22 protein-coding genes and 1 pseudogene are annotated in these 24,996 nt (G+C 62.3%); 16 read left to right on the forward strand and 7 right to left on the reverse strand.

Annotated elements, in window-relative coordinates; all coding sequences use genetic code 11:
- Window positions 1–135: 135 nt before the first annotated feature.
- The 3 genes and pseudogenes from RG2_RS13240 to RG2_RS13250 form a co-directional block, all read right to left on the reverse strand.
- Window positions 136–1,083, reverse strand: coding sequence for a TauD/TfdA dioxygenase family protein (locus tag RG2_RS13240; protein WP_033236246.1), 948 nt, complete (start codon window positions 1,081–1,083; stop codon window positions 136–138).
- A complete protein-coding gene (locus RG2_RS13245) occupies window positions 1,080–1,712 on the reverse strand; it encodes a TetR/AcrR family transcriptional regulator (RefSeq protein WP_230590342.1) in 633 nt (210 codons plus the stop codon). The genes RG2_RS13240 and RG2_RS13245 overlap by 4 nt, the downstream gene beginning before the upstream one ends.
- Window positions 1,713–3,492: 1,780 nt before the next feature.
- Window positions 3,493–4,069, reverse strand: a pseudogene (locus RG2_RS13250) (transposase); the annotation flags it as partial.
- A gap of 413 nt (window positions 4,070–4,482) precedes the next feature.
- Here RG2_RS13250 and RG2_RS13260 point away from each other — a divergent pair.
- Both RG2_RS13260 and RG2_RS13265 read left to right on the forward strand, forming a co-directional pair.
- Window positions 4,483–4,824: an ArsR/SmtB family transcription factor gene (locus RG2_RS13260; RefSeq protein ID WP_033236247.1), complete on the forward strand. Its 342-nt coding sequence runs from the start codon at window positions 4,483–4,485 to the stop codon at window positions 4,822–4,824.
- Between the two features lie 3 nt (window positions 4,825–4,827).
- Window positions 4,828–5,313 (forward strand): SRPBCC family protein, encoded by a 486-nt coding sequence (locus RG2_RS13265; protein ID WP_033236248.1) that lies wholly within the window; start codon window positions 4,828–4,830, stop codon window positions 5,311–5,313.
- Window positions 5,314–5,325: 12 nt separating this feature from the next.
- On the opposite strand, the gene RG2_RS13270 is transcribed toward RG2_RS13265, so the two are convergent.
- The 3 genes from RG2_RS13270 to RG2_RS13280 form a co-directional block, all read right to left on the reverse strand.
- On the reverse strand, window positions 5,326–6,747 hold the full coding sequence (locus RG2_RS13270; RefSeq protein ID WP_045067671.1) for a DUF1214 domain-containing protein: 1,422 nt from the start codon (window positions 6,745–6,747) through the stop codon (window positions 5,326–5,328).
- A 176-nt stretch (window positions 6,748–6,923) separates the two neighbouring features.
- On the reverse strand, window positions 6,924–8,348 hold the full coding sequence (locus RG2_RS13275; RefSeq protein WP_045068037.1) for an ABC transporter substrate-binding protein: 1,425 nt from the start codon (window positions 8,346–8,348) through the stop codon (window positions 6,924–6,926).
- A gap of 526 nt (window positions 8,349–8,874) precedes the next feature.
- The gene (locus RG2_RS13280) at window positions 8,875–9,282 is read right to left on the reverse strand and encodes an SRPBCC family protein (RefSeq protein ID WP_033232169.1); all 408 of its coding nucleotides are present in this window, start codon (window positions 9,280–9,282) and stop codon (window positions 8,875–8,877) included.
- Between the two features lie 455 nt (window positions 9,283–9,737).
- On the opposite strand from RG2_RS13280, the gene aroC reads away from it, so the two are divergent.
- The 4 genes from aroC to aroQ are packed head-to-tail and all read left to right on the forward strand — an operon-like array spanning window position 9,738 to window position 13,023.
- On the forward strand, window positions 9,738–10,925 hold the full coding sequence (aroC, locus tag RG2_RS13285; protein ID WP_033232168.1) for a chorismate synthase: 1,188 nt from the start codon (window positions 9,738–9,740) through the stop codon (window positions 10,923–10,925).
- Between the two features lie 28 nt (window positions 10,926–10,953).
- A complete protein-coding gene (locus RG2_RS13290) occupies window positions 10,954–11,463 on the forward strand; it encodes a shikimate kinase (RefSeq protein WP_033232167.1) in 510 nt (169 codons plus the stop codon).
- Window positions 11,464–11,488: 25 nt separating this feature from the next.
- Window positions 11,489–12,598: a 3-dehydroquinate synthase gene (aroB, locus tag RG2_RS13295; RefSeq protein WP_033232166.1), complete on the forward strand. Its 1,110-nt coding sequence runs from the start codon at window positions 11,489–11,491 to the stop codon at window positions 12,596–12,598.
- Window positions 12,595–13,023 (forward strand): type II 3-dehydroquinate dehydratase, encoded by a 429-nt coding sequence (gene aroQ, locus RG2_RS13300; protein ID WP_033232165.1) that lies wholly within the window; start codon window positions 12,595–12,597, stop codon window positions 13,021–13,023. Before aroB ends, aroQ begins: the two co-directional genes overlap by 4 nt.
- Window positions 13,024–13,099: 76 nt before the next feature.
- Here the strand turns inward: aroQ and RG2_RS13305 are convergent, their stop codons facing one another.
- A complete protein-coding gene (locus tag RG2_RS13305) occupies window positions 13,100–13,708 on the reverse strand; it encodes a B-4DMT family transporter (RefSeq protein ID WP_033232164.1) in 609 nt (202 codons plus the stop codon).
- Between the two features lie 111 nt (window positions 13,709–13,819).
- On the opposite strand from RG2_RS13305, the gene RG2_RS13310 reads away from it, so the two are divergent.
- The 10 genes from RG2_RS13310 (at window position 13,820) to pyrF (ending at window position 24,990) form a co-directional block, all read left to right on the forward strand.
- Window positions 13,820–14,914 carry a M24 family metallopeptidase gene (locus RG2_RS13310; protein WP_033232163.1) on the forward strand — a complete coding sequence of 365 codons (1,095 nt, stop codon included), beginning with the start codon at window positions 13,820–13,822 and terminating at the stop codon, window positions 14,912–14,914.
- Between the two features lie 35 nt (window positions 14,915–14,949).
- The gene (gene efp, locus RG2_RS13315; protein ID WP_033232162.1) at window positions 14,950–15,513 is read left to right on the forward strand and encodes an elongation factor P; all 564 of its coding nucleotides are present in this window, start codon (window positions 14,950–14,952) and stop codon (window positions 15,511–15,513) included.
- 1 nt (window position 15,514) lies between these two features.
- Window positions 15,515–16,012 carry a transcription antitermination factor NusB gene (gene nusB, locus RG2_RS13320; RefSeq protein ID WP_033232161.1) on the forward strand — a complete coding sequence of 166 codons (498 nt, stop codon included), beginning with the start codon at window positions 15,515–15,517 and terminating at the stop codon, window positions 16,010–16,012.
- A gap of 182 nt (window positions 16,013–16,194) precedes the next feature.
- The gene (pyrR, locus tag RG2_RS13325; RefSeq protein ID WP_033232160.1) at window positions 16,195–16,821 is read left to right on the forward strand and encodes a bifunctional pyr operon transcriptional regulator/uracil phosphoribosyltransferase PyrR; all 627 of its coding nucleotides are present in this window, start codon (window positions 16,195–16,197) and stop codon (window positions 16,819–16,821) included.
- Window positions 16,818–17,762, forward strand: coding sequence for an aspartate carbamoyltransferase catalytic subunit (locus tag RG2_RS13330; protein ID WP_033232159.1), 945 nt, complete (start codon window positions 16,818–16,820; stop codon window positions 17,760–17,762). The genes pyrR and RG2_RS13330 overlap by 4 nt, the downstream gene beginning before the upstream one ends.
- Window positions 17,759–19,096: a dihydroorotase gene (locus RG2_RS13335; RefSeq protein WP_033232158.1), complete on the forward strand. Its 1,338-nt coding sequence runs from the start codon at window positions 17,759–17,761 to the stop codon at window positions 19,094–19,096. Before RG2_RS13330 ends, RG2_RS13335 begins: the two co-directional genes overlap by 4 nt.
- A gap of 11 nt (window positions 19,097–19,107) precedes the next feature.
- Window positions 19,108–19,659, forward strand: coding sequence for a PH-like domain-containing protein (locus tag RG2_RS13340; protein ID WP_033232258.1), 552 nt, complete (start codon window positions 19,108–19,110; stop codon window positions 19,657–19,659).
- The gene (gene carA / locus RG2_RS13345) at window positions 19,656–20,831 is read left to right on the forward strand and encodes a glutamine-hydrolyzing carbamoyl-phosphate synthase small subunit (RefSeq protein ID WP_033232157.1); all 1,176 of its coding nucleotides are present in this window, start codon (window positions 19,656–19,658) and stop codon (window positions 20,829–20,831) included. Before RG2_RS13340 ends, carA begins: the two co-directional genes overlap by 4 nt.
- Complete coding sequence (gene carB / locus RG2_RS13350) at window positions 20,831–24,172, forward strand: carbamoyl-phosphate synthase large subunit (RefSeq protein WP_033232156.1); 3,342 nt, start codon at window positions 20,831–20,833, stop codon at window positions 24,170–24,172. The genes carA and carB overlap by 1 nt, the downstream gene beginning before the upstream one ends.
- A complete protein-coding gene (gene pyrF, locus RG2_RS13355) occupies window positions 24,169–24,990 on the forward strand; it encodes an orotidine-5'-phosphate decarboxylase (RefSeq protein WP_072782525.1) in 822 nt (273 codons plus the stop codon). Before carB ends, pyrF begins: the two co-directional genes overlap by 4 nt.
- Window positions 24,991–24,996 lie beyond the last annotated feature (6 nt).

Genomic DNA, 24,996 nt, shown 5'->3' on the forward strand with positions numbered 1-24,996 from the left:
GGGCGTTATGTTCCTCAGCGCGCGAAACTCGGATGGTCTCGAAAGCTGCGAAGTCCCGAGAATGCAATGACCAGCCGAGGTGGCGACGATTCGCTCTTGGCTCGTCGCGATGCGAAGTCGCAGTTCCCTGCCGGGTTACCGCGAGATGCCGGTGGGCTTGCTTCCTATGATCGAAATGCGTTCCATCACACGGCGCGCGGGGTAGTAGTCGCTCGACGCGTAGTGCTGGCACGTCCGGTTGTCCCAGAAAGCGATGGTATTCGGCTTCCACCGCAACCGAACCTGCAACTCAGGGCGCATCAGGTGACGGTACAGCAGGCGCAGGAGTTCGTTTGATTCCTGCTCTGATACACCCAGAATTCGTTGTGTGAATGCAACATTGACAAAAAGTACGCGCCGACCGGTTTCCGGGATCACTCGCACAACGGGGTGGTGCACCGGTGGGAAGCTCGGTCGGAGCTTGTCGATCGCTTCCTGTGGCATCCCGGACCCGAACGAGGTGATCCAGTCGTGTTCGGCTTCGAGGTGATCGATCCGGGCCTTGATGTCGCCGGGAAGCAAGTCGTATGCCGCGCCGGTGTCGGCCCAGAGTGTGTCGCCGCCGACAGTGGGGATCTCGATGGCACGTAAAACTGCTGCGAACGAGGGGAATTCGTGCCATGTGACGTCGTTGTGCCAGATGTTCTCGGCGCCGACGGCGGCTGCGTCCTTGGCGAGGGTGGCGACGTCGACGTCGCTTTGTCCTGGTTGGGTGTACTGGTAGAACGGGTGCTGTTCGAGGTCTCCCCATGCTTCGGCAAAGGCACGGTGGTCCGCGCGTTCGATGTCCTGGTCCCGGAAGAACAGGACTTTCCATTCGAGCAGTGCGCGGCGCAGTTCCGCCATGACCTCGTCCGACAGATTTCCGCCCAGTCGTATTCCGGAGATTTCGGCACCGATGGTCGGTGTCTGTGGTTCTAGTGAGAACACTTCGTAGGGAGGAGTTTCCACATTCTCTGCGGTTCGCGGGGCGATGATCGGTCCGAAGTATGCGAGGGGATCGGTCGGTGTGGGTGCTGCAGTAGCGGGAAGTGCATATGTCATGAGGATGCTCCTGAGGATTTGGTTGTCATCGAGGTCGGTGCCTCGAGCATGGCCACGCAGGTATCGACGAGATCGCAGACGATCGCCGTACTCTCTGCGGGAGTGCGATCGCTTCCTTCGTGTGCCGCGAGCACTGTCATGTTGTGCATGACGATGCCATCGGTGCGCCAGATCGCGATCGGGTTCGGTGCCGGACAGAGTTCGATCAGCAACTGCCGGACGTGCTTGTAGCTTTCTGCTCTCAGGTGCTTCTCAATCATGTCAGCGAGAGCGGGATTGAACAGGGCTTGGACAAGGAACCGCGCGTAGCGACTACCGGAGCGACCGAGAGTTTCGGCTGCCAACGGCCGGACAAGGGCCTCGACGGCTTGTCGGGTAGTAGGCGGCGTGCCCAGTCGCGTTATCTCGTCGAGCTTTTCTTGTCGACGCGTATCAACGGGGGACATCCGAGCTTCGACAAGGGCTTCGATGAGACCCTCCCGGGAACCGAAATGGTATTTCGCTGCAGATTTGTTCGATTGGTTCGCTGTGAGTTGGACGTCCTTGAGAGTCAGTGCGTGCAAGCCACGTTCGGCGACGATGTGTTCGGCCGCTTCGATCATCGCCAGTCGAGACGTGGTCTGCGTCATACCCACACATTAAGGTTGCAACCTTAATGTGTCAAGACTCTCTGGTGGCTGTGTCATCAGGGAAGGAACCTTCAATTTTTCACGCTCTGTGCTTCACACTGATTGTCCGAGAGGCGTTGATACATAACGTTCAGTGCCGGAATGCCATTCGTGTTGGATCCCGGAGGGCTTCTCCGAAGTCGTCGATACCGAAGACCTGACTGAGCAGTATCGGAAAATCTTGCCGGATACAAGGTTCCGCAAACAATCGTTTTCATTCCGCACATCCGACGTTCCCCCGCAGGCGATCACAGTGCGATCCTCTCCCTCGGCATGCGCACATGACATTTTTCGACTGCTCGGCGCATTCGGGTGGTCTGCATTCGTGAACCGGCTACGCGAATCCCTGAAAGAAAGGGGGTTTTGCTTCGGGTTCAAATTTTCCAATGATGTTTGGGAATAGTTGATTTGAGAATGGTGATGATTTCCGGGTGCGTCAGCGCCCGCGTTTGTGCAGAGCACGGGCTGCCCGACTGTCTGTCGATGTAGGGATATCGGCCGAGGGCCGTTATTGCTCCGGGATGCTTCCGGGCCGCTGCGTTAGATTCGTCATGAGTTAATTGCGAATGCGAGAGAACGGCTGATGGGTTCGGGGATTGCTCGGTGTTCAATGCGCATCAAATGCCCTATGACCTCCCATGAGGGGCCGGAACGCGTATTTATCGCCGCGTGCAGGCTAAACGACATCGCTATTTCGGCGACACCGGGCGAGCCTTAGGGACGAAGCCTTCACGCGTTGACGTCCGAAGGATCGGTACATGAGACGATCCGCCAATGACGAAACATCACAGGGCTGAGGTTAAGCGCGGTGAGGCGCGCAGAACCGACAGCCCGATTGCAAACGTGGCTAGTCATTGCACTGTACATTTTCACTGCGTTTGCGGTTATCTGCGTCACATGTACGGCAAGAGCCGCCCGACGTGAGTGTGAAGGGGCAGGTCACAATTGCGTTGCGGGAGACTTTCATTCGCGTCTCGCGGGATCAAAGTCCAGTACGTCGGTGCGTTGCGTGTCAAGGTCCTAGCATGTGGTGGATTGCCGAAATTATCGTCGGGTGGACCGCAGTGGGTGCCTGCGTTGCGATCTGGCTAGGTCGCGCCATCAACAATGCGGAGATGCAGGAACCGTACCGCTTCTCGCGCTGAGCATTACCGGCGGCGCGAGGCGGAAGTTTCCGCGCCGCACCGGGAGCGCTCGGCAGTTAGCGCAACTGGTTCGCTGTGCGCGCAGCGGCGCGTCGGCCGCCACGAGTTGTGGCCGGTCTTCTCCGGCCACTATATGACACGTCTCGATGATGGCCCGGGAGCGATGGCGGGGTGACGCCATCGTCGAAACCTCACCGCCGATGACGTCTCACACGATCGCAGCGGTACGACGTTGCTGCGAAAAACGCCATCGCCCGTGGGCGTACTAAAGCCTCGTCCACCGAAATCCGAAGCTTCGCTGCAAACATCCCGACGCGATATGAATGCTCCACGCCAGAGCTGACTGTTCGATGGGGAGAAGCGCATGCGTGCACTGTGCAGAGTGCGTGGTGGTTAGAATGGCACGCCGGTGTCAGTAAGCGATCAGAGGGGTCGCGACCTCAAACCCTCGTTGTGACTGAGAAGAGCAGGCGTTTTGTGGTGCGATCGAAATCGGCGGTGGCGCACTCGGACTGTCGGCAGGACGGTCGGCCGGCAATCGAGGCGTCGGGGGTGTCCCTATTGTTTCGTCAAGCATTGTTTTCGTCAAGCGGAAGTCACGGCGGGTGATCGATAGGGTTCGTGAGCATGGCGTAGAGGACATCGCAGCGGCGACTGGCGAGGCAGATGAGGGCGGCGCCCAAGCTTTTTTCCTTCGGCTCGCTTTCGGCAGTAGTAGGTGCGACTGGCGGTGTCGTGCAGTGCGGCGAACGCTGAAAGGAACAGGGCGCGTTTGAGTTTGCGATTACCTGATCGGGCGGGGTGTTCCCTGTGGATCGAAGTCCCCGAGCAGTGGGTCGCGGGTGCGATCCCGGCGTAGGCGGCGAGGTGAGCGGTGGAGGCGAATGCTGAATCATCGCCGACTTGAGCAAGATTCGTGCGCCGGCCGAAGACCCCGATGCCCGGCGTGGAGATCAACCGGGAAAGAGTGTGGTCTTCTGGCATCCTCTCCACGTCCTCGCTGATTGATTTGCGTTGCTGAAGAATCGCTTTCAGCGAATCAGCACGTTTTGGGACCACGATCTCGGCAGCTGTCGTTCCTGGAACAGCAACGGGCTGCGCCTCGAGTGCGGCGTGGAGGTCGGCGACCTACCGGGTGCCCATGCGCGGTGCAATTTTGGTGGCATTGATTGTCCTGCAGGAGGGTTGAGCGTTGCTGCGAGGTGTGCAACGTCGGCGCCGATACCGCTTAAGTCAGTGTGGGAGAAATCGGACGTCAGTGCCGTCGCAAGAGGAGAGCCGCCGCCGACCACCGTGGAGTCGGTTGATGCGCCGGGTGTCTTTACTCAGAACGGTTCCGAACGCTCCAAGAACGCCGTTGTGGCTTTTGTCGATGGAGCATCTTTCTGGACTCCCACTTCCCCTGGCGAGCATTCCCTGATGGCGTACCAGACTTCGGCAGGAGGGCCGATCGAAACGGTGACGGTAAACCCGGGTGTGCTGCTCGGGCCCGGTTGTATCTCGCACCCTGACGGAAATCGCGGTGTGAGCCCACGGGTGCGTCTCGACGGTCGACATATACAACCATTTGGTTGTATGTTTGTGGTGTGAACGGAGACGACGAGGATCGCGCGGACGCACTGTTCCGTGCGCTTTCGGACCGGACGCGGCGCGACATTATGCGCCGTGTGCTGGCCGGGGAGCACTCGGTTTCTGCGCTCGCTGCGAAGTACGACATGAGCTTCGCTGCCGTGCAGAAGCATGTCGCTGTGCTGGAGAAAGCCGGCCTCATCACCAAGCGACGCACCGGTCGAGAGCATCTCGCCAGCGGCGACGTGACGGCGTTGCGGTCGGTGGCGGCCATGCTCACCGAACTGGAGCAAGCGTGGCGCGGCCGCATCGGACGTATTGACGAACTCATCGCATTCGACTCGCCCAAGGAGGGCTGAACCATGCCTGTTACCGATGTCCAGCAGGACGTAGACACCCGAACATTGACCATCGTCGCGGAATTCGCCGCGCCGGTGGAACGTATCTGGCAGGTCTACGCCGACCCACGCCAGTTGGAGAAGGTTTGGGGCCCACCGACTTACCCGGCGACCGTGGTGGAGCACAACCTCACTCCCGGGGGTCGCACGACCTACTATATGACCGGCCCGGATGGTGAGAAATTTGCAGGCTACTGGGAGATTACGGCCACCGACGAACCGACGAGCTTCTCGTTCGATGACGGCTTCGCCGACGAGGATTTCACCCCGAATCCCGAGATGCCGGTTTCGAAGAACGTCTTCACTTTCACCGAGCACGACGGTGGCACGCGCGCGACCTACGTGAGCACTTACGAATCCGTCGAGGCGTTGCAGCAGGTGCTTGATATGGGTGTCGTCGAGGGTGCTTCGTCGGCGATCAACCAGATCGACGATCTGGTCGCTTCCTGAGCGGCGACAGTGTTACCGGATTTCGTCGAAGTCTGGGAGTGACCAGGATTTGTCGAAGAAGGGCTCGGTGGCCGCGTACATGCGGAAGTAGACGAACCAGCCGTCCTCGGCAACCGTCTTCATCCAATTGTTGTCGGCTGTTTCGGGTGCCGACGGACCGATGTAGAGGTCGATGCTGCCATCTTCGTTGAAGTCCAACATCTCGTCCCGGCTGTCCAGGCTGACACTGCGAATGTCATTGCCGCCGTTCTCATACGGCCGACGTGTGTTCTCGCTGTAGAGAGTGAGAGACCAGAACTGTGCGACGGGTACGTCGGCGGGCACGTGCAGGCGATAGGTCCGGTCGGCGCGCACCAGGCGACCCTCGCTGTCCCGCTTCGAGGTCAGGTAGACCTGCCCGACACCGGGAGTTGGGTGAACCATGCCCTTGGTGGTCGTGACTGCCTCGTAGAACAGAGTGGCGCGCTGATCGAGTTGCAGAATTGTGTCGGTCTCCTGTTCGATCTCGAAGTCGATGAGTTTGTACCAGCTCGTACCTGCCCAGTAGGGGGTCGTGTGCCGCGGGTTGACCTGCATGGTGCGGACCAGCAACTCGCCGAGCGCGGCGCCCTCGAGGAGAAGCCGCTGCTGGCGCTCATCAGGTGCAAACGATTCGCCTTTGACGATACCCAGGGGCTCGAGCATCGCCATCAGGGCTTTGTCGACTTCTCGGACAGGTTCTTCACCCAATACCGTCGCGAGGTCGTCCCAATAGCCGAGGCCGCGCGATGGTGTTGCGCTCCATTCGGTATCGACCCCTTCGATGAAGTTCACGGGTGTGGGCGCGGAACCGATCCGCGCGAGAGCGAGGCCTCGTTTTGACGAGGCCATCACGTCCGCGTCCTGGGTTAGCACCCGGAACGCAATAAAGATATTGACTGTCGCCGAACGTGCCACATATCTACCGGAGTCCTCGAACGGTGCGGCATCGTCGTTCGGGCCGAGGATGACGTAGCCGCCACCCTTGCCTTGGTCAGGCCCGGTCAGGCCGAGATCGACCACTGGTCGCTGCCAGAAGTCCAGGACGCCGCCCGCGGTTGGGCCGGCGGGGTAGTCGATGAGAACCGGTCCGTCAGCGAGAGTGCTGAAATTGATGATGTACGGCGTGGTGAGGTTTGCGGTGACGATGCCTCGCTTCTCCCGTAAAGTCTCGTACACGACGAAGTCGCCGAAGTTGTTGGCGCCAAACGTTTTTGCTGCGCGGTCGCGCCAGGTGACGAACCCGACGAGCGGAAGCGCCCACAGATAGGCCTGGGCGGCGCGCTGTACATCTAGTTGGTCGAAGAGTAATTCGGCGGACGCGTCGGTCGGGAATGTGTGCTCGAGTTCGATTGTGCCGAACGAGGTATTGATGACCTCGTCACCGGTCAACCGTGCATCGCGAAGGGTGGACATACTCCGTACCTTTCGTCCCAGGTCTCGATCCGGGCAAATACGACGGATCGTCGTGGGGACGCTACCTGTAGGAAGCCGCTGACATGGTCGATCAGCCAGTGCTGCGCCGGATCGTTTGCCGATCGTCACATATGACCGCCGGTGGCACTCGATGAGCGCCACCGGCGTCCTGCGAATTAGGCCTGCGGCTTGATCACGTTCGCGTTGAGGTACTTCGTGGAGATGCGATCGGCATCCAGATCGGTGCCCCAGATGCTCTTGTCGTTGGCGATGAGGTACTTGGGGTCGCACTTGAACTCGCCGGCTTTCGCCGGGAAAACCTGTGAGTATTCGGCGCCCTTCAGCGCTGTCATGAGGCCGCAGGTGGCCGGCATGTTCTTGCCCGGATCGGTAACAGCGTGCAATCCGCCGCCGTCCCAGTCGTGGATCGACGACAGTTCGTTGACCATGCACTGGCGCGTCAGGTCGCTGCCGCACTCATCCGCCGCGGTGGCCCAGAGCAGGAACGACGATGCAGCCTGCATACCGAGGAGTGCCGTCTTGCCGCCACCTGCGGATACCAGGTCGGAGTACTGCTTCACAGCCGGAACCTTGTCGGCATTCTCGAGCATCTGGAAAATCATGTCCGCGTTCAGGTTGTCGAGCAGTCCGGTGTCCTTGTTCCAGGCCGAAACAGCCTCGCCGTACCAGGTGGCCTCACCGAAGAAGATCGGGTCCATACCGACCTGATCGAGAGACTTGACGAAGTTCAGCTCGGCCGGGCTGGCCGAACGCGAGGTCCAGATACCCTTGACGCCACATTCCTTGAACTTCTCGGCAAACGGCACGTAGCTGGATTCGCCCTCGTAGTTCAGAGTCACGCCGCAGTCCTTGAGCTTGAAGCCCGCAGCCGCGGCCATCGCGCGTGTCTTGGTGGTGGAGTTGATGATTGCCGGCATCGTGCTGTTGACGACGTCGAAGTCGTTCAGCAGGTCCGGGTGCATCTCGGCCATCTGGAACCATGCTGCCGCATTGGAGTAGTCGACGGGCATCGGCACACCCTGGAATGACATCGGACCATTGGTTGCGTCCGGTGACACCGTGAATCCGGGAACGGCAACCATGTTGCAGGCCACGCGGGTCTGCTCTGCGGTCTGGTCCATCGCGAATCCGTGACCGACCAACATGAACTGGCTGGCGCAGGCTTCCTGCATGACCGAGTTGGCCTGCGTCATCGCCGCGTCGTAGTCGGTGCCGACAACCTTGCGGCCGTTGATGCCGCCCTGATCGTTGCACCACGAGATGAGCGCGCTGACGGCGTCACTCATCTCCTTGTTGAGGCCTGGCGACTTCACGTAGCCGCGGTCGTCGCCGAAGCCGATCTTGATCTCGGTGTCGCTGACACCCTGATCCGTCGCGCCCTTCGCATCTCCGTCGCCGCACGGCGAATCCAGGGTTCCGAACTTGGCATCGGAACTCTTCGACGCCGCGTCCGCTGTCGCAACGGATGCACCGTTCGACGTCGCTGACGGGTCGTCACCACGAGCACCGGAACAGGCGGACACCAGAGCGGCGGTGGCGGCAATCGCCACAACCAGCTTCGTGGTCTTGTTGGGCTTCACTTCGAGGTTCTCCTTTTGCAGACGGCACAGCAGTTCACAGGCGGCACTGCCTGGGCAGTTGCACTGAGAGCCGTAGATAATCAGCGATCGGACAATGCCGAATGCGACTTCCCGATGGGTGAGATACGAAAGTGAAGTGCGACACAGAGCGATGGCTTTTGTGGCTCTGGTCATGCTTTTTCGGCCTGTTTCAGCCTCGAACCGTCGTGCGGGTCCCTGAACCCGGTCTTGGATGACGGGATCATTCAATACCGGTCACCGCGCCCTCGGATTTCCCAGGGGCGCGGTGGTGGATTACATGCCCGAGCCGCCCGAGAGCATCGCGATCGTCAGGAGGATGCCGCCGACAATTCCCGAGAATGCGCCATCGCTGTTGAGTAGCCATTCGTTCAGAGATCCCATGGAGTGCCTCTCGTAGTTTGTCCAGTTGTCGAGCCGAGCCTATCGGCGGATCGTGTCCGACATGTCGCTTTCTGTTGATATCGGGATGTGAGGTGCTTCGATGTGGGACAAGAGAACTCGAGGCTTATCGGATGGCCTCCATTGTCTGTTTGAAGATGCCCAGGCCGTGTTCCATTGCGGCGCCCATCGCAGTGGCGAGGTCATCCGGTTGTACGTCGTGGATCCACACGAATCGGCTGCGCCCGTCGCTGTGGGGGAAGACTTGCATCGACGCGTTGTCGTGTGTCGGCGCCATGGTGCCACCGATGACGGAGTAGGCGAGTCGGCGCGATGGGTCGTCGAGAGCGACGAGCCGTTCACGCGCGACGGTTCCGTCCGAGAAAGTGGCGATTCTGATTTCGGGCTCTTCGAGTTTGCTGTTGATCACGAATCCCGGCGCCATCCGAACGGGCCCGTCAGCGAAGTCGCTGATAACGCCCCACACGTCCGCAGGGTCCGCATCGATAACGATCTCTTTCTGCACAGAGGCCATTTTCTGCTCTTTTCTGTAGAGGGCGCCCTGGTCGCTTCTGGAAACCACGTTACGAGGCAGCTAGGACAACTACTGACCTAATTGTCGGCTGTGCTGAGTTGGTCGAGGAGCTTGTCCAAGAACTCGTGTTCTTCGACGACAAGGTCACCGTCGAGTTGGGCTCGTATCCAGCTGTTGGGGAAACTGCTTCGGTGCAGTAAGTGAGAGCCGCGTCCCCGCGGGGACGTTCCGGGACCGTGCCTTTACGTTTACGTTCGAGGTGTCGTGGTGGATGGGGCTGGCACCCGATCTTCGTGGCGACCCGTCGGAGGGGCCGTCAACCCTTCAACTGCGTTCGAGGAGACTTGGAGGACGTCGCACACTCAATGCCCCTTCCGGTGTGACATCGAGCAATCGGGCAGAGGTCGAAGGACCACTGTCACAACCACAGTCCGCGACGTGGAAAGATAGTCGTCGTGCTGCGTTGGATAACTGCTGGAGAATCCCATGGTCCCGCCCTCGTCGCGATGCTCGAGGGCATGGTTGCGGGGGTCGAAGTGACCTCTGAGGCCATCTCGTCCGAACTTGCCCGTCGTCGACTCGGCTATGGCCGTGGCGCGCGGATGAAGTTCGAGGCTGACAAGGTCACCATCATCGGTGGTGTCCGCCACGGCTTTACGCTCGGTGGCCCCGTTGCCATCGAAATCGGCAACACCGAGTGGCCGAAGTGGGAAACCATCATGTCCGCCGACCCGGTCGATCCGGATCTGCTCGCCGATCAGGCCCGTAATGCACCGTTGACGCGTCCGCGTCCCGGCCACGCCGATTACAGCGGCATGCTCAAGTACGGCTTCAATGACGCCCGTCCCATTCTCGAGCGTGCGAGTGCTCGTGAGACCGCTGCCCGTGTTGCTGCCGGAACCGTGGCTCGCTCTTTCCTGCGTCAGGTGTTCGGCGTCGAGGTTGTCTCGCACGTCATCTCCATCGGTGCATCCGAGCCCTATGTCGGACCGGTTCCTGAGGGCAAGGATCTGGACGCGATCGACGCGAGCCCGGTCCGCGCTTTCGACAAGGCCGCCGAAGAGTCGATGATCGCCGAAATCGAAGCTGCTAAGAAGGACGGCGACACCCTCGGTGGCGTCGTCGAGGTTGTCATTCACGGCCTGCCTGTCGGTATCGGAACGTTTGTCAGCGGCGCCGAGCGTCTCGACGCGCGACTTGCTGCTGCCCTCATGGGAATTCAGGCCATCAAGGGTGTCGAGGTTGGCGACGGTTTCGAGACCGCGCGTCGCCGCGGCAGCGAGGCTCACGACGAGATCCGCCCCGGCCCGGACGGCATTGTCCGTTCCACCAACCGTGCAGGCGGTATCGAAGGCGGCATGACCAACGGCGAGGCACTGCGGGTTCGCGCCGCGATGAAGCCGATCTCAACGGTGCCGCGCGCATTGGCGACGGTCGACATGGAAAGCGGTGAAGAGGCAGTTGCCATCCATCAGCGCAGTGACGTCTGCGCAGTTCCGGCTGCCGGTGTCGTTGCGGAATCCATGGTTGCGCTTGTTGTCGCTCAAGCCGCACTCGAAAAGTTCGGCGGTGATTCCATTGCCGAGACCACAGCGAACTACCGGCGCTACGCCGACGGTATCGCAGCCCGACCGCCTCGCTGAGAGCGTCCGAGCGGAAGGTCCTGCCACGATGAAACCGAAAGCTGTACTTATCGGGCCACCCGGCGCTGGTAAGTCGACCATCGGCCGTCGTATCGCGCAGGCGTTGGAACTCGACCTGGTTGACACTGACGCCGAGATCGAAAAGACGACCGGACGGACGATTCCCGACATCTTCACGCACGACGGCGAGCCACGCTTTCGTGAGATCGAGGAAGATGTGGTTCGGGAAGCGTTGGCCAGCACGGACGGCATTGTCTCGCTCGGTGGCGGTGCGATCTTGTCGGAGCGCACGCGCGCATTGCTCGACGGTCACACCGTGATCTACCTCGAGATCAGTGTCGCCGAAGGGCTGCGCCGGACAGGTGCCAACAATCACCGACCGCTTCTGGCGGGCGGCGATCCCAAGGTGAAATATCAGGAATTGATGCGGCGTCGGCGTCCGTTGTACCGGCGTGCCGCCACCATCCGGATACGCACAGACGGTCGGAGTCCGTCGCGCGTCGTCGCGCAGTTGGTATCCAAACTTGAAGACAAATGATCAACCGGAGCGGAGCAGTGGAGCAGTGACCGAACCCGTAGTTGTAGAGGTGAAGACCGCAAGTCCTTACCCGGTTGTGATCGGGCGCGGTCTGCTCGGCGACATCGTCGCCGAGTTGGAGGGCACGCGGACCGTCGCGATTTTCCATCAGCCACCGCTCGCGGAAACCGCTGAGGCCGTGCGCGGCGCATTGGCGGAGAAGGGAATCGACGCTCACCGCATCGAAATCCCCGACGCCGAGGACGGCAAGGATCTGGCTGTGGCCGGCTTCTGCTGGGACGTGTTGGGACGTATCGGCCTGACCCGCAGCGACGCGATCATGAGCCTCGGCGGCGGCGCCGCGACAGACCTCACCGGTTTTGTGGCAGCAACATGGATGCGCGGCGTCAAGGTTGTGCACGTCCCGACCACATTGCTGGCGATGGTCGACGCGGCAGTGGGCGGCAAGACGGGCATCAACACCGAAGCCGGCAAGAACCTCGTCGGTGCGTTCCACGAACCGGGCGCGGTGTTCATCGATCTCGCGACTCTCGAGACGGTGCCGCATAACGAGATCGTCGCCGGTTTGGCAGAGGTCATCAAGACGGGCTTCATTTCCGACCCTGTCATCCTGGACCTGATCGAGGCAGACCCGAAGGCTGCGTTGGATCCGTCGGGAACTGTTCTGCCCGAACTGATTCGACGTTCCGTCGAGGTCAAGGCCAAGGTTGTCGCAGCCGATCTTCGCGAGTCGGATCTTCGCGAAATCCTCAACTACGGACACACGCTGGCGCACGCGATCGAGCGCCGTGAGCAGTACAAGTGGCGTCACGGCGCCGCTGTGTCGGTAGGCCTGGTGTTCGCTGCCGAATTGGGTCGCCTGGCCGGGCGCCTCGACGACGCGACAGCCGATCGGCACAAGTCGATCCTCGAATTAGTGGGCCTCCCGACGTCGTACGACGACGATGCCTTTTCTCAGTTGCTCGCCGGAATGCAGACCGACAAGAAGAACCGCGCCGGACTGCTTCGGTTCGTTGTTCTCGACGGCTTGGCCAAGCCCGGCAGGCTCGAAGGCCCGGATCCGTCGCTGCTGGTTGCGGCGTACTCGGCTATTGCCCGCCCGCCCAGGGCATCCGGCGGAACGGTTCGCCTGTGAAAATCAACGTCGTCAACGGACCGAATCTCGGCCGCCTCGGTAAGCGTCAGCCGGAGGTGTACGGCGCGACCACGCACGACGATCTGGTCGAACTGTGTGTCGCGACCGGTAAGGAATTGGGCGTCGAGGTGGTTGTTCGTCAGAGCGATCACGAAGGCGACCTGCTCGGCTGGATTCACGACGCGGCGGATGCCGGCGAACCGGTAATTCTCAACGCCGGCGGATTGACTCATACCTCTGTCGTATTGCGTGATGCGTGCGTCGAGCTCACCGCCGGTCTGGTCGAGGTTCACATCTCGAATGTTCATGCGCGCGAGGAGTTTCGGCACAATTCTCTCCTCAGTCCTATCGCGGCCGGCGTGATCGTCGGATTGGGTGTTGCCGGATACCCACTGGCGATCAGGTTCCTCGCCGAGCGCGGTTGAAGTACGTAGACACAAGAAACCCACACACGGCTGAGGGCTCCGAGGACGATTTCCTCGGAGCCCTCAGTCGTGGACGCTACTGTTCGCGCTTGCCCAGGTCGATGGCGGGAAAGACGGTTGTGTCGGCGTCGGATTCCTCGACCGTCATGGCAGCGCCGCTGTACGCGTGCTGGGTTGTGGGGGAGTCGTAGCCCTCGCTGACGGGGACAGGTTCATGGTGGCGCTCATGCGACGGAGTTTGCGGGGCCGTGCCGTGCTTGCGCTGCTCACGGCTCGTGAAGAACCGGCCGACGGTAACGGCGACCATCGCGGGAACGAAGATGAGCAGAATCGTGAAGGCCGCACCGGCGGTGATTTCGAAGAACAGACCCTGTTGGGTCAGTTCGAGGGCCGGGACGAGGCTCAGGAGCCAGCTGGCTGCGCCGGCGACGAAGCCACCGACAACGGCGGCTTTGAGCCACAGCATCAGGAGGTCTGCACCGTCGTCCGGCTCGGGGAACTGGCGACGATCACGGATCCCGTCGATTCCGCCCCAGATCGCAGCAAGTGCGATGACGATGAACAGGGAGAGCCATCGCAGGGTGGAGCCCTGGAGTGGCCACTGAGCGATCGCCATACCAAGCAATGCGCGAAACACAACATGTATCAGGGCCATGCCGAGGCCACGTACTAACCACGCGTTCATACCTACAGCCTAACTAGAACAGATTCCACTTGTGGCCTAACCCACAATTATTGCTGTAACCGCGCGTTTCGGATTGAGAGGGACACCGCGACGAGCGGGTAGGTTCGAGTCATGTCAGTTGATCATCGGTCCCGCCGTGATGCCCTCCGTACGCTTCTGGTTGAGCGCGAACTCGACGCGATTCTCGTCACAGACCTTCTGAACATCCGCTACCTCACCGGGTTCACCGGTTCGAACGCCGCGCTGGTGGTGAGCGCTCGAGATGCTGATGGCGACGAGGATGCGACAGTAATCTGCACGGACGGTCGTTACGTCACGCAAGTTGCCGAACAGGTGCCGGATCTGCGGGCCGAAATCGATCGTTCGAGCGCAGCGCATCTGATCGGAACCTTCTCGGGCGACGTCCTGGCTTTCGAGGCGCACGTCGCGACGTTTGCCGAGCACCGATCCTGGACGGAGTCGGCGCCGTCCGTCCGGTTCGAACCGGTGAGCGGGCTTGTCGAGAAACTACGGATGGTCAAGGACGAGCACGAGATCGGATTGTTGCGTGCCGCGTGTGCGGCAGCCGATGATGCGTTGGCGCAGTTGATCACTCGCGGGGGACTGCGGCCGGGTCGCACCGAACGCGAGGTGGGCCGCGAACTGGAAAACCTCATGTTCGAGAACGGCGCCGACGGAATCTCCTTCGAGACGATCGTGGCAGCCGGATCGAACTCCGCGATTCCGCATCACCGACCCACCGGTGCGGTATTGGCGTCTGGCGACTTCGTGAAATTGGACTTCGGCGCCCAGGTCGGCGGGTATCACTCCGATATGACTCGCACCTACGTACTGGAGACTGTTTCCGATTGGCAACGGGACGTCTACGAACTGGTTGCCAAGTCCCAAGCGGCCGGCTGCGCGGCCCTGGTTCCCGGTGCAGAATGTGCCGCCGTCGACGCTGCGGCACGCTCGGTGATCGACGACGCAGGGTACGGCGAGTTGTTCCTGCACGGCCTCGGACACGGTGTGGGGCTGGAAATCCACGAAGCTCCCGGAATCGGGAAGCTCGGCACCGGTACACTTCTTTCCGGCGCGGCGGTGACCGTCGAGCCGGGCGTGTACTTCTCCGGGCGCGGAGGCGTACGGATCGAGGACACGCTCGTTGTTCGTGAGCAGGGGCCAGAGCTGCTCACACTGACCGCAAAAGACCTTACCGTCATCTGAGACGGTTTCCCGACCCCCTAGGAGACGCGAAGCAAGTGGCTTCCACCAGTGATTTCAAGAACGGTCTGGTTCTGCAGATCGAAGGCCAGCTGTGGACGATTATCGAGTTCCAGCATGTCAAGCCCGGCAAGGGCCCTGCCTTCGTGCGTACCAAGCTCAAGAACGTGCTCTCGGGCAAGGTAGTGGACAAGACGTTCAACGCCGGTGTGAAGGTCGAGACCGCCACGGTCGACCGCCGCGACATGACCTACCTGTACCACGACGGTAGCGACTACATCTTCATGGACGGCGACACCTACGACCAGATTCCGATCAGCGAAACTGTCGTCGGCGAGCAGTCGCGTTTCCTTCTCGAGAACATGGCCGTTCAGGTTGCGACTCACGAGGACGTCCCGCTTTTCGTCGAGCTCCCGGTCACGGTCGAGCTTGTCGTTCAGCACACCGATCCGGGCCTGCAGGGCGACCGCTCCACCGGTGGCACCAAGCCTGCCACCCTCGAGACCGGTGCCGAGATCAACGTGCCGCTGTTCATCAACACCGGTGACAAGCTCAAGGTCGATTCGCGTGACGGTAACTACCTCGGGCGTGTGAATTCCTAAAGTGTCCGGCACTCATAAGAAACTCGGTGCGCGCCACAAGGCGCGCAAGCGTGCTGTCGACTTCCTTTTCGAAGCCGAGGCACGTGACCTCGACCCGGTAGAACTGGCGTCGGAGCGTTCCGATCTGTCCGTCAAGGACGACGCAGTAGCTCCCGTTGCCCCGTACACGGTCACCTTGGTGTCCGGAGTTGCGGAGAACCTCGACCGGATCGATCAGGTCATCTCGTCGCACCTGCAGGACTGGACGCTCGAGCGTCTGCCCGCAGTCGACCGCGCGATTCTGCGTATTGCCGTGTGGGAGCTCTTCCACGCGACGGACGTCCCGCCGGTTGTTGCCGTGGACGAGGCCGTCGAATTGGCAAAGCAGTTGTCGACGGACGACTCGCCCGGATTCGTCAACGGAATCCTCGGCCAGGTTGTCCTCGTAGCTCCGCAGGTTCGTTCGGCCGCTGCGGCGACTTCGCAGCGCGCGCAGGACACCGAATCGGGTACCGAGTAGCTCTACCGTTCCGCGTATTTCAGTACTACCGCCCGCCGTGCGAGCTTAGGTTGTGTGTCTGCACACAACCCGTCATGACGACGGCTCGCGCGGCGGGTTTCAGGTCTGTCGGCTGATAGGGTGGGGAACCGTCAGACATCCTTTAACGATCCGTCCAGTGAGGCGGAGAAGGAGGTCGCTGTATGAGCGTGCCCGAAGGGTCTCGCCCATCCGATCTTGCAGGTCCAGATACAACGCAGGCCAGTGACGCCGAGACCCGCGAATTGCTGTCCGCCCAGGATGTGGGCCGGACCGTCGCGCGAATCGCGCACGAGATCATCGAGAAAACGGCACTCGACGGACCAGAAGGTACTGCGCCCCGCGTCGTCCTCATCGGTATTCCCACCAGGGGCACCACCATCGCGACACGTCTTCGCGACAAGATCGAAGAATTCTCCGGTGTGCGTACACCCATCGGATCTCTCGACATCACGCTCTACCGTGACGATCTCCGCACCAAGCCGCACCGCCCCCTCGAACGGACCTCCGTTCCCGAAGGCGGCGTCGACAACGCGTTGGTCGTACTCGTCGACGACGTCCTGTTCTCCGGCCGTACCGTCCGCTCCGCCTTGGACGCTCTTCGTGACCTGGGACGCCCGCGTGCGGTGCAGCTTGCGGTCCTGGTCGACCGCGGCCACCGCGAACTCCCGCTGCGCGCCGATTACGTCGGCAAGAACGTTCCCACCGCGAGGTCTGAGGACGTCAAGGTACTCCTTCAGGAACACGACGGCCGGGACGCTGTGGTCATTTCCGGAGGTAAGAGCGCGTGAAGCACCTTCTCTCCATCGCAGACCTCAACCGAGAGTCCGCGATCGAACTTCTCGACGAGGCCGAACGCTTCGAGCAGGCACTCCTGGGCCGTGAAGTTCACAAGCTCCCGACACTTCGTGGCCGCACAGTGATGACGGTGTTCTTCGAGAACTCCACCCGCACTCGGGTGTCCTTCGAGGTGGCCGGTAAGTGGATGAGCGCCGACGTCATCAACGTCAGTGCATCCAGCTCGTCGGTGTCGAAGGGTGAATCGCTTCGCGACACCGCGATGACACTGCGTGCTGCCGGCGCCGACGCTCTGATCGTTCGTCACCCCGCGTCGGGCGCAGCTCATCAGATCGCCCAGTGGACCGGCACCGCATCGGACGGTGGCCCCGCGGTCATCAACGCCGGCGACGGCACTCACGAACATCCCACGCAGGCGTTGCTCGACGCTCTGACCTTGCGTCAACGTCTTGGCGACATCGAGGGCAAGCGGATCGCCATTGTCGGCGACATCCTGCACAGTCGTGTCGCGCGTTCCAACGCGTTGCTTCTGTCGATGCTCGGCGCCGAGGTTGTCCTCGTTGCCCCGCCGACGCTGCTGCCGATCGGCGCACACACGTGGCCGGTCACCGTTTCGCATTCACTCGACGCGGAACTGCCCGGACTCGATGCAGTCCTGATGCTGCGGGTCCAGGCCGAACGCATGAACGGCGGATTCTTCCCGTCGCAGCGCGAGTATTCGATCAATTACGGCCTGTCCGAGAAGCGTCTCGGAATGCTGGCCGATCACGCGGTGGTCCTGCACCCCGGCCCGATGCTGCGCGGCATGGAAATTGCCTCGGCCGTCGCAGATTCCCCCAAAGCTGCTGTGCTGCAGCAGGTTACCAATGGTGTGCACATGCGCATGGCTGTCTTGTTCCGGCTTCTGGTCGGTTCAGAGGACGGTGCGATGTGACAAGCAATCAGAACGGAGAATCACCGGTGAGTGTCCTGCTCCGCGGCGTACTGATCTACGGAGAAGGGGAAGCCGTCGACGTCCGCGTCGGCGACGGAGTCATTCTCGAGATCGGCGTGAACCTGGATCCGGCCACCGCATCCGAGGTGATCGACGGCAGTGGTCAGATCCTGCTTCCCGGATTTGTCGACCTGCACACGCATCTGCGTGAACCCGGTCGTGAAGACACGGAAACCATCGAAACAGGTTCTGCGGCAGCCGCTCTGGGTGGATACACCGCAGTCTTCGCGATGGCGAACACCAGCCCTGTCGCCGATTCCGTGGTCATCACCGATCACGTGTGGCGACGTGGCCAGGAAGTCGGCCTCGTCGACGTCCATCCCGTCGGAGCTGTCACTGTCGGCCTCGAAGGCAAGCAGCTCGCCGAGATGGCAACCATGGCCGCAGGTGTCGGCAAGGTCAAGATGTTCTCCGACGACGGTCATTGCGTCGACAACCCGCTGATCATGCGCCGCGCGCTCGAATACTCCAGCTCGCTGGGCGTTCTCATCGCGCAGCACGCCGAGGAGCCGCGTTTGACGGTCGGCGCAGTTGCCCACGAGGGCCCGACGGCCGCTCGCCTCGGATTGGCCGGCTGGCCACGCGCCGCGGAAGAGTCCATCGTTGCCCGCGACGCACTCCTTGCCCGTGACGCCGGCGCCCGGGTCCACATCTGCCACGCGTCGACAGCGGGAACCGTCGAACTCGTCAAGTGGGCTCGCGGACAGGGTATTTCGATCACTGCCGAGGTCACCCCACACCACCTGCTGCTCGACGATTCGCGTCTCGAGACGTACGACGCCATCAACAAGGTCAACCCGCCACTTCGTGAGGCCAGCGATGTTGCTGCCCTGCGCAAGGGCCTGGCCGAGGGCATCATCGACTGCGTGGCCACCGATCACGCTCCGCACGCCGAGCAGGACAAGTGCTGCGAGTTCGCCGCTGCGCGCCCCGGCATGCTCGGCCTCGAGACGGCGCTCTCGATCATCGTGCAAACGATGGTGGAGCCCGGACTGCTCGACTGGCGCGGCGTTGCTCGCGTCATGAGTGAGCGTCCCGCAGCGATTGTCGGCCTCGACGATCAGGGCCGCCCCATCGAGGTAGGGGAGCCGGCCAACCTGACGTTGATCGATCCCTCCGCAGAATGGACCGTGCACGGCAAGGCACTGGCGAGTGTCGCGAGTAACACTCCGTATGAGTCGATGACATTGCCTGCTCGGGTCACGACCACACTGTTACGTGGCCGCGTTACTGCACACGACGGATCGCCGCGGCTGCTGAGCAGCAAGGAGTAGGCGTCATGGAGATGGAAAGAGTTCTGTGGATTGTCGGTCTGGTGGTCTTCTGGGCCGCGATGATCGGTTTGATGTTCATCGGCTGGCGTGGCCGCGCCCGACGACAGAAAGACAAGATCGGCGAGCTGCCCACGGTGCCGGCGACGTTGGGTGAATTGCTGGTCATGCCGACCACCGGCTTGTACGTCGGTAGCACCATCGCGCCCAGCTGGCAGGACCGCATTGCGGTCGGAGATCTCGGATTCCGGGCGACCTGCGAGATCAGTCGCTACTCCAACGGCATCCTGGTCGAGCGTGACGGGGCGTCCGCTATCTGGATCCCCGAGAAGTCGATCCGCGCGATCCGCACCGAGAGCGGTCTCGCAGGCAAGGTCATGAGCAAGGACGGGGTCCTGGTCATCCGCTGGGAGTTGCCGAGCGGAACCGAGATCGACACGGGCGTGCGCGGCGACGACAAAATGGTGTACCCGGACTGGGTCAAGCCGGTTACTGCTTCGAACAAGACGAACAACAATGAAGACGCAAGCTCTGGCGACATCGAGCAGAACGGAAAGAACGCATGAGCGGCTTTGACAGCAGCCCCGCAGTACTGGTCCTCGAAGACGGACGGGTGTTCCGCGGAACCACCTTCGGCGCGGTTGGACAGACGCTGGGCGAAGCGGTGTTCAGCACCGGCATGACCGGCTACCAGGAAACGCTCACCGATCCCAGCTACCACCGCCAGATCGTGGTCTCCACTGCGCCACAGATCGGCAACACCGGCTGGAACGACGAGGACGACGAGTCCGTCGGACCGACCGGGGACAGCGCCGGCGCGAAGATCTGGGTTGCCGGATACGTCGTTCGTGACCCCTCCCGGGTGACCTCGAGCTGGCGCGCGACGGGTTCGCTGCAGGCCAAGCTCGAAGAGCAGTCGATTGTCGGCATCGCCGGTATCGACACTCGCGCCCTGGTGCGTCACCTGCGTACTCGCGGTTCGATGAAGGCCGGAATCTTCTCCGGTGAGGCCATCGCCGCCGACGACGAGTTGGTCCGACGGGTTCAGGATCAGCCCACCATGCTCGGCGCCGATCTTGCCGGTGAGGTCAGCACCACCAGCGGCTACATCGTCGAGCCGAAGGGCGGCGAGGCGCTGTACACGGTTGCCGCCATCGACCTCGGTATCAAGACGAACACCCCGCGCATGTTCGCCGAGCGCGGCATTCGCGTCCACGTACTGCCGTCCAACGCGAGCCTCGAGCAGATCCTCGACCTCAAGGCCGACGGTGTGTTCCTCTCCAACGGCCCGGGCGACCCGGCCACCGCCGACGGCGCAGTGCACCTGACGAAAGAGGTCATCGGACAGGGCTTGCCGCTGTTCGGTATCTGCTTCGGCAACCAGATCCTGGGCCGCGCCCTCGGCCTGAGCACGTACAAGATGAAGTTCGGCCACCGCGGCATCAACATCCCGGTGATCGAGCATCAGACGGGTCGCATCGCGATCACCGCTCAGAACCACGGCTTCGCACTCGAAGGTGAAGCCGGCCAGGAATTCGACACCCCGTTCGGTCGCGCCGTGGTAAGCCACACCTGCGCCAACGACGGAGCCGTCGAAGGTGTTCGCCTGCTCGACGATTCGGCCTTCTCGGTGCAGTACCACCCGGAAGCCGCAGCCGGCCCGCACGACGCCGCGTATCTCTTCGACCGCTTCACCAGCCTGCTCTCCGCACGGAAAGAAACCGGAGTCAAGAACTAATGCCACGCCGTACAGATCTCAAGCACATCCTGGTAATCGGCTCCGGTCCGATCGTCATCGGTCAGGCCTGCGAGTTCGACTACTCGGGCACCCAGGCTTGCCGCGTCCTCCAGGAGGAGGGCCTGCGCGTCAGCCTGGTCAACTCCAACCCGGCCACCATCATGACGGACCCCGAGTTCGCCGACGCTACCTACGTCGAGCCGATCACGGCCGAGTTCCTCGAGAAGGTCATCGCCAAGGAAGCGTTGCAGGGCAACAAGATCGACGCCGTCCTCGCGACGCTCGGCGGTCAGACCGCTCTCAACGCCGCTGTGGCGCTGCACGAGCAGGGCATCCTCGAGAAGTACGACGTCGAGCTGATCGGTGCCGATTTCGACGCCATCCAGCGCGGCGAGGATCGCCAGAAGTTCAAGGACATCGTTGCCAAGGTCGGCGGCGAATCCGCGAAGTCGGCTGTGTGCTACACGATGGACGAAGTACACGCCACGGTTGCCGAACTCGGCTACCCGGTTGTCGTACGCCCTTCCTTCACCATGGGCGGCCTCGGTTCCGGTATGGCGTACAACGTCGACGATCTCAACCGGATCGCCGGCGGCGGTCTGGCTGCATCGCCGACCGCCAACGTCCTGATCGAGGAATCCATCCTCGGTTGGAAGGAATACGAACTCGAACTCATGCGTGACAGTCGCGACAACGTCGTGATCGTCTGCTCCATCGAGAACGTCGACCCGGTTGGTGTCCACACCGGCGACAGCGTCACGGTCGCCCCGGCGATGACGCTGACCGACCGCGAGTACCAGGCAATGCGCGACCTCTCCATCGACATCCTGCGTGAGGTGGGCGTCGACACCGGCGGCTGCAACATCCAGTTCGCGATGGACCCGGCCGACGGCCGCCTGGTTGTCATCGAGATGAACCCGCGCGTCTCCCGTTCGTCGGCACTGGCATCGAAAGCGACCGGGTACCCGATCGCGAAGATGGCCGCCAAGCTGGCCATCGGATACACGCTCGACGAGATCGTCAACGACATCACCAAGGAAACCCCGGCCTGCTTCGAGCCGACGCTCGACTACGTCGTCGTCAAGGCTCCTCGCTTTGCGTTCGAGAAGTTCCCCGGCGCCGACGGAACTCTGACCACCACGATGAAGTCGGTGGGTGAGGCAATGAGCATCGGCCGCAACTTCACCGAGGCATTCGGCAAGGTCATGCGCTCGCTCGAGACCAAGCGTGCGGGTTACTGGACGGGCCCCGAGGTTGAAACCGAGAGCCTCGAAGCTCTGCTTGCCGATATCAGCGTTCCGCAGGACGGCCGCATGTACGGCATCGAGAAGGCATTTGCCCTCGGCGCCACCATCGAGCAGCTCTTCGACGCCACGAAGATCGACCCGTGGTTCCTCGATCAGTTCCAGCAGATCCACGAACTCGGTGAAAAGCTGCGCGTTGCAGAAACTTTCGATGAAATTGCGTTGCGTCAGGCCAAGTATCACGGTCTTTCGGATCGTCAGATCGCGGCCCTGCGCCCCGAACTCGGCGGCGAGGACGGTGTTCGCGCTCTGCGTGACGAGCTCGGTGTCCGCCCGGTCTACAAGACCGTCGACACGTGCGCCGCAGAGTTCGAAGCCAAGACGCCGTACCACTACTCGACGTACGAACTCGACCCCAACGCCGAGTCCGAGGTCGCCCCGCAGACCGAGCGTCCCAAGGTCCTGATCCTCGGATCAGGCCCCAACCGCATCGGTCAGGGCATCGAGTTCGACTACTCGTGTGTCCACGCTGCGCAGACTCTGTCCGAGGCCGGCTACGAGACCGTCATGGTCAACTGCAACCCCGAGACCGTCTCGACGGACTACGACACCGCTGATCGCCTGTACTTCGAGCCGCTCACGTTCGAGGACGTGTTCGAGGTCTACCGCGCCGAAGCACAGTCGGGCACCGTTGCCGGCGTCATCGTCCAGCTCGGTGGCCAGACTCCGCTCGGGTTGGCCAAGCGCCTCGAAGCTGCAGGCGTTCCGATCGTCGGAACCAGCCCCGCTGCCATCGACCTCGCCGAGGATCGCGGCGAGTTCGGTCGAGTGCTGACCGAAGCCGGTCTGCCCGCACCGAAGTTCGGTACAGCCACCACGTTCGACGGCGCCCGCGACATCGCGGCAGGCATCGGCTACCCGGTGCTGGTGCGTCCGTCGTACGTGCTCGGTGGACGCGGCATGGAGATCGTGTACGACGAGGCTTCACTCGCCAACTACATCTCCCGGGCCACGGAAATCTCCGACGACCGCCCCGTGCTGGTCGACCGCTTCCTCGAAGATGCGGTCGAGATCGACGTCGACGCTCTCTGCGACGGCACCGAGGTGTACCTCGCGGGCGTCATGGAGCACATCGAGGAAGCCGGCATCCACTCCGGTGACTCGGCATGTGCGCTGCCGCCCATCACGCTGGGCCGTGCAGACCTCGAGAACGTTCGCCGCTCCACCGAGGCTCTGGCCAAGGGAATCGGCGTCAAGGGCCTACTCAACGTGCAGTACGCACTCAAGGACGACATCCTCTACGTCCTCGAGGCGAACCCGCGCGCCAGCCGCACCGTCCCGTTCGTCTCCAAGGCGACGGCTGTGCAGTTGGCCAAGGCCTGTGCTCGCGTCATGCTCGGCGAATCGATCGCCGAACTGCGGGTCAGCGGAATCCTGCCTGCAGAGGGCGACGGCGGAAACACCCCGGCCGGCGCACCGATCGCGGTCAAGGAAGCAGTACTGCCGTTCAACCGGTTCCGCCGCGCCGACGGAACCGGTGTCGACACCCTGCTGAGCCCGGAAATGAAGTCCACCGGCGAGGTCATGGGCATCGACTTCGACTTCGGCACTGCCTTCGCCAAGTCGCAGACCGCTGCCTACGGATCGCTGCCCACCGAAGGCGCCGTATTCGTCTCGGTTGCCAACAAGGACAAGCGTTCGCTGATCTTCCCGGTCAAGCGTCTTGCGGACCTGGGCTTCACGATCCTCGCGACAGACGGCACCGCAGAGGTCTTGCGCCGCAACGGTATCGAGTGCACCAACGTGTACAAGCAGTCCGGTGAAGAGGTGCCTGAGGGTGCTGTGACCATCGTCGACCAGATCCGCAGCGGTGAGGTCGCCATGATCATCAACACCCCGTACGGCAACTCCGGCCCACGCGTCGACGGCTACGAGATCCGCAGTGCCGCTGTGGCGTCGAACATTCCGTGCATCACGACAGTGCAGGGCGCTTCGGCTGCCGTTCAGGGCATCGAAGCTGTTCTGCGCGGCGACATCGGCGTTCACTCCTTGCAGGAACTGCACGCCGGACTGCGTCAACCGTCCGCACAGTCGTGACCCTCAGTTGGGGTCAGCGCCTTCGGTCCGCGACTGCGGACCGGGGGCGGCTGTGTGTGGGCATCGACCCGCATCCAGCTCTTCTCGACGCGTGGGGCTTGCCCCGTTCCGCTGACGGCTTGGCGAAGTTCGCGGACATCTGCGTCGAAGCGTTCACCGGTGAAGTTGCACTCGTGAAGCCGCAGGTTGCTTTTTTCGAGGCGTACGGCAGCGCAGGATTCGCCGTGCTCGAACGCACGATCGCGGCTCTTCGCGACGCCGGGACGCTCGTCGTGGCTGACGCCAAGCGCGGCGACATCGGTTCCACCATGGATGCGTATGCACAGGCGTGGCTCGGTGAATCGCCGCTGACCTCGGATTCGGTGACGGTGTCGCCGTACCTCGGGTTCGGCGCCTTGGCTCCGGCACTGGACCTTGCCCGCGAGCACGCGCGCGGAATCTTCGTGCTCGCGCGCACGTCCAACCCCGAGGGCGGCGGATTGCAGCAATCTTCTGCTGGCGGTGTGTCGGTGGCGCAGTCGATTGTCGACGACGCCGTTGCCGCCAACGCAGACGGCCGTGACACTGTCGGACTGGTTGTAGGCGCTACTCGCGATCACGGCTTGGACCTGACCGACTTCAACGGTCCGATCCTGGCTCCGGGACTCGGCGCTCAAGGTGCGACAGCCGCCGATCTGGCCGAGATCTTTGCCGGTTCGACGGAGTTGCTCCTGCCGAACTCGTCGCGCGGTGTTCTCAAGTACGGACCGTCTATCTCGGCGCTCCGCGAGGCAGCCATGCGTGATCGGGACGAGATCGAAGCAGCGTTGGCGAACTGATCCGTG

The organism is Rhodococcus globerulus NBRC 14531 (genome assembly GCF_001894805.1).
GTDB lineage: Bacteria > Actinomycetota > Actinomycetes > Mycobacteriales > Mycobacteriaceae > Rhodococcus_F > Rhodococcus_F globerula.

What these genes read in the sequence shown, in the direction of transcription:
- RG2_RS13270 (WP_045067671.1), bottom strand. Translation starts at nt 6,747, where the DNA reads ATGTCCACCCTTCGCGATGCACGGTTGACCGGTGACGAGGTCATCAAT.
- carA (WP_033232157.1), top strand. Translation starts at nt 19,656, where the DNA reads ATGAGCGGCTTTGACAGCAGCCCCGCAGTACTGGTCCTCGAAGACGGA.
- carB (WP_033232156.1), top strand. Translation starts at nt 20,831, where the DNA reads ATGCCACGCCGTACAGATCTCAAGCACATCCTGGTAATCGGCTCCGGT.
- RG2_RS13245 (WP_230590342.1), bottom strand. Translation starts at nt 1,712, where the DNA reads ATGACGCAGACCACGTCTCGACTGGCGATGATCGAAGCGGCCGAACAC.
- RG2_RS13340 (WP_033232258.1), top strand. Translation starts at nt 19,108, where the DNA reads ATGGAAAGAGTTCTGTGGATTGTCGGTCTGGTGGTCTTCTGGGCCGCG.
- RG2_RS13305 (WP_033232164.1), bottom strand. Translation starts at nt 13,708, where the DNA reads ATGAACGCGTGGTTAGTACGTGGCCTCGGCATGGCCCTGATACATGTT.
- pyrR (WP_033232160.1), top strand. Translation starts at nt 16,195, where the DNA reads ATGAGCGTGCCCGAAGGGTCTCGCCCATCCGATCTTGCAGGTCCAGAT.
- RG2_RS13280 (WP_033232169.1), bottom strand. Translation starts at nt 9,282, where the DNA reads ATGGCCTCTGTGCAGAAAGAGATCGTTATCGATGCGGACCCTGCGGAC.
- RG2_RS13290 (WP_033232167.1), top strand. Translation starts at nt 10,954, where the DNA reads ATGAAACCGAAAGCTGTACTTATCGGGCCACCCGGCGCTGGTAAGTCG.
- RG2_RS13310 (WP_033232163.1), top strand. Translation starts at nt 13,820, where the DNA reads ATGTCAGTTGATCATCGGTCCCGCCGTGATGCCCTCCGTACGCTTCTG.
- RG2_RS13240 (WP_033236246.1), bottom strand. Translation starts at nt 1,083, where the DNA reads ATGACATATGCACTTCCCGCTACTGCAGCACCCACACCGACCGATCCC.
- RG2_RS13265 (WP_033236248.1), top strand. Translation starts at nt 4,828, where the DNA reads ATGCCTGTTACCGATGTCCAGCAGGACGTAGACACCCGAACATTGACC.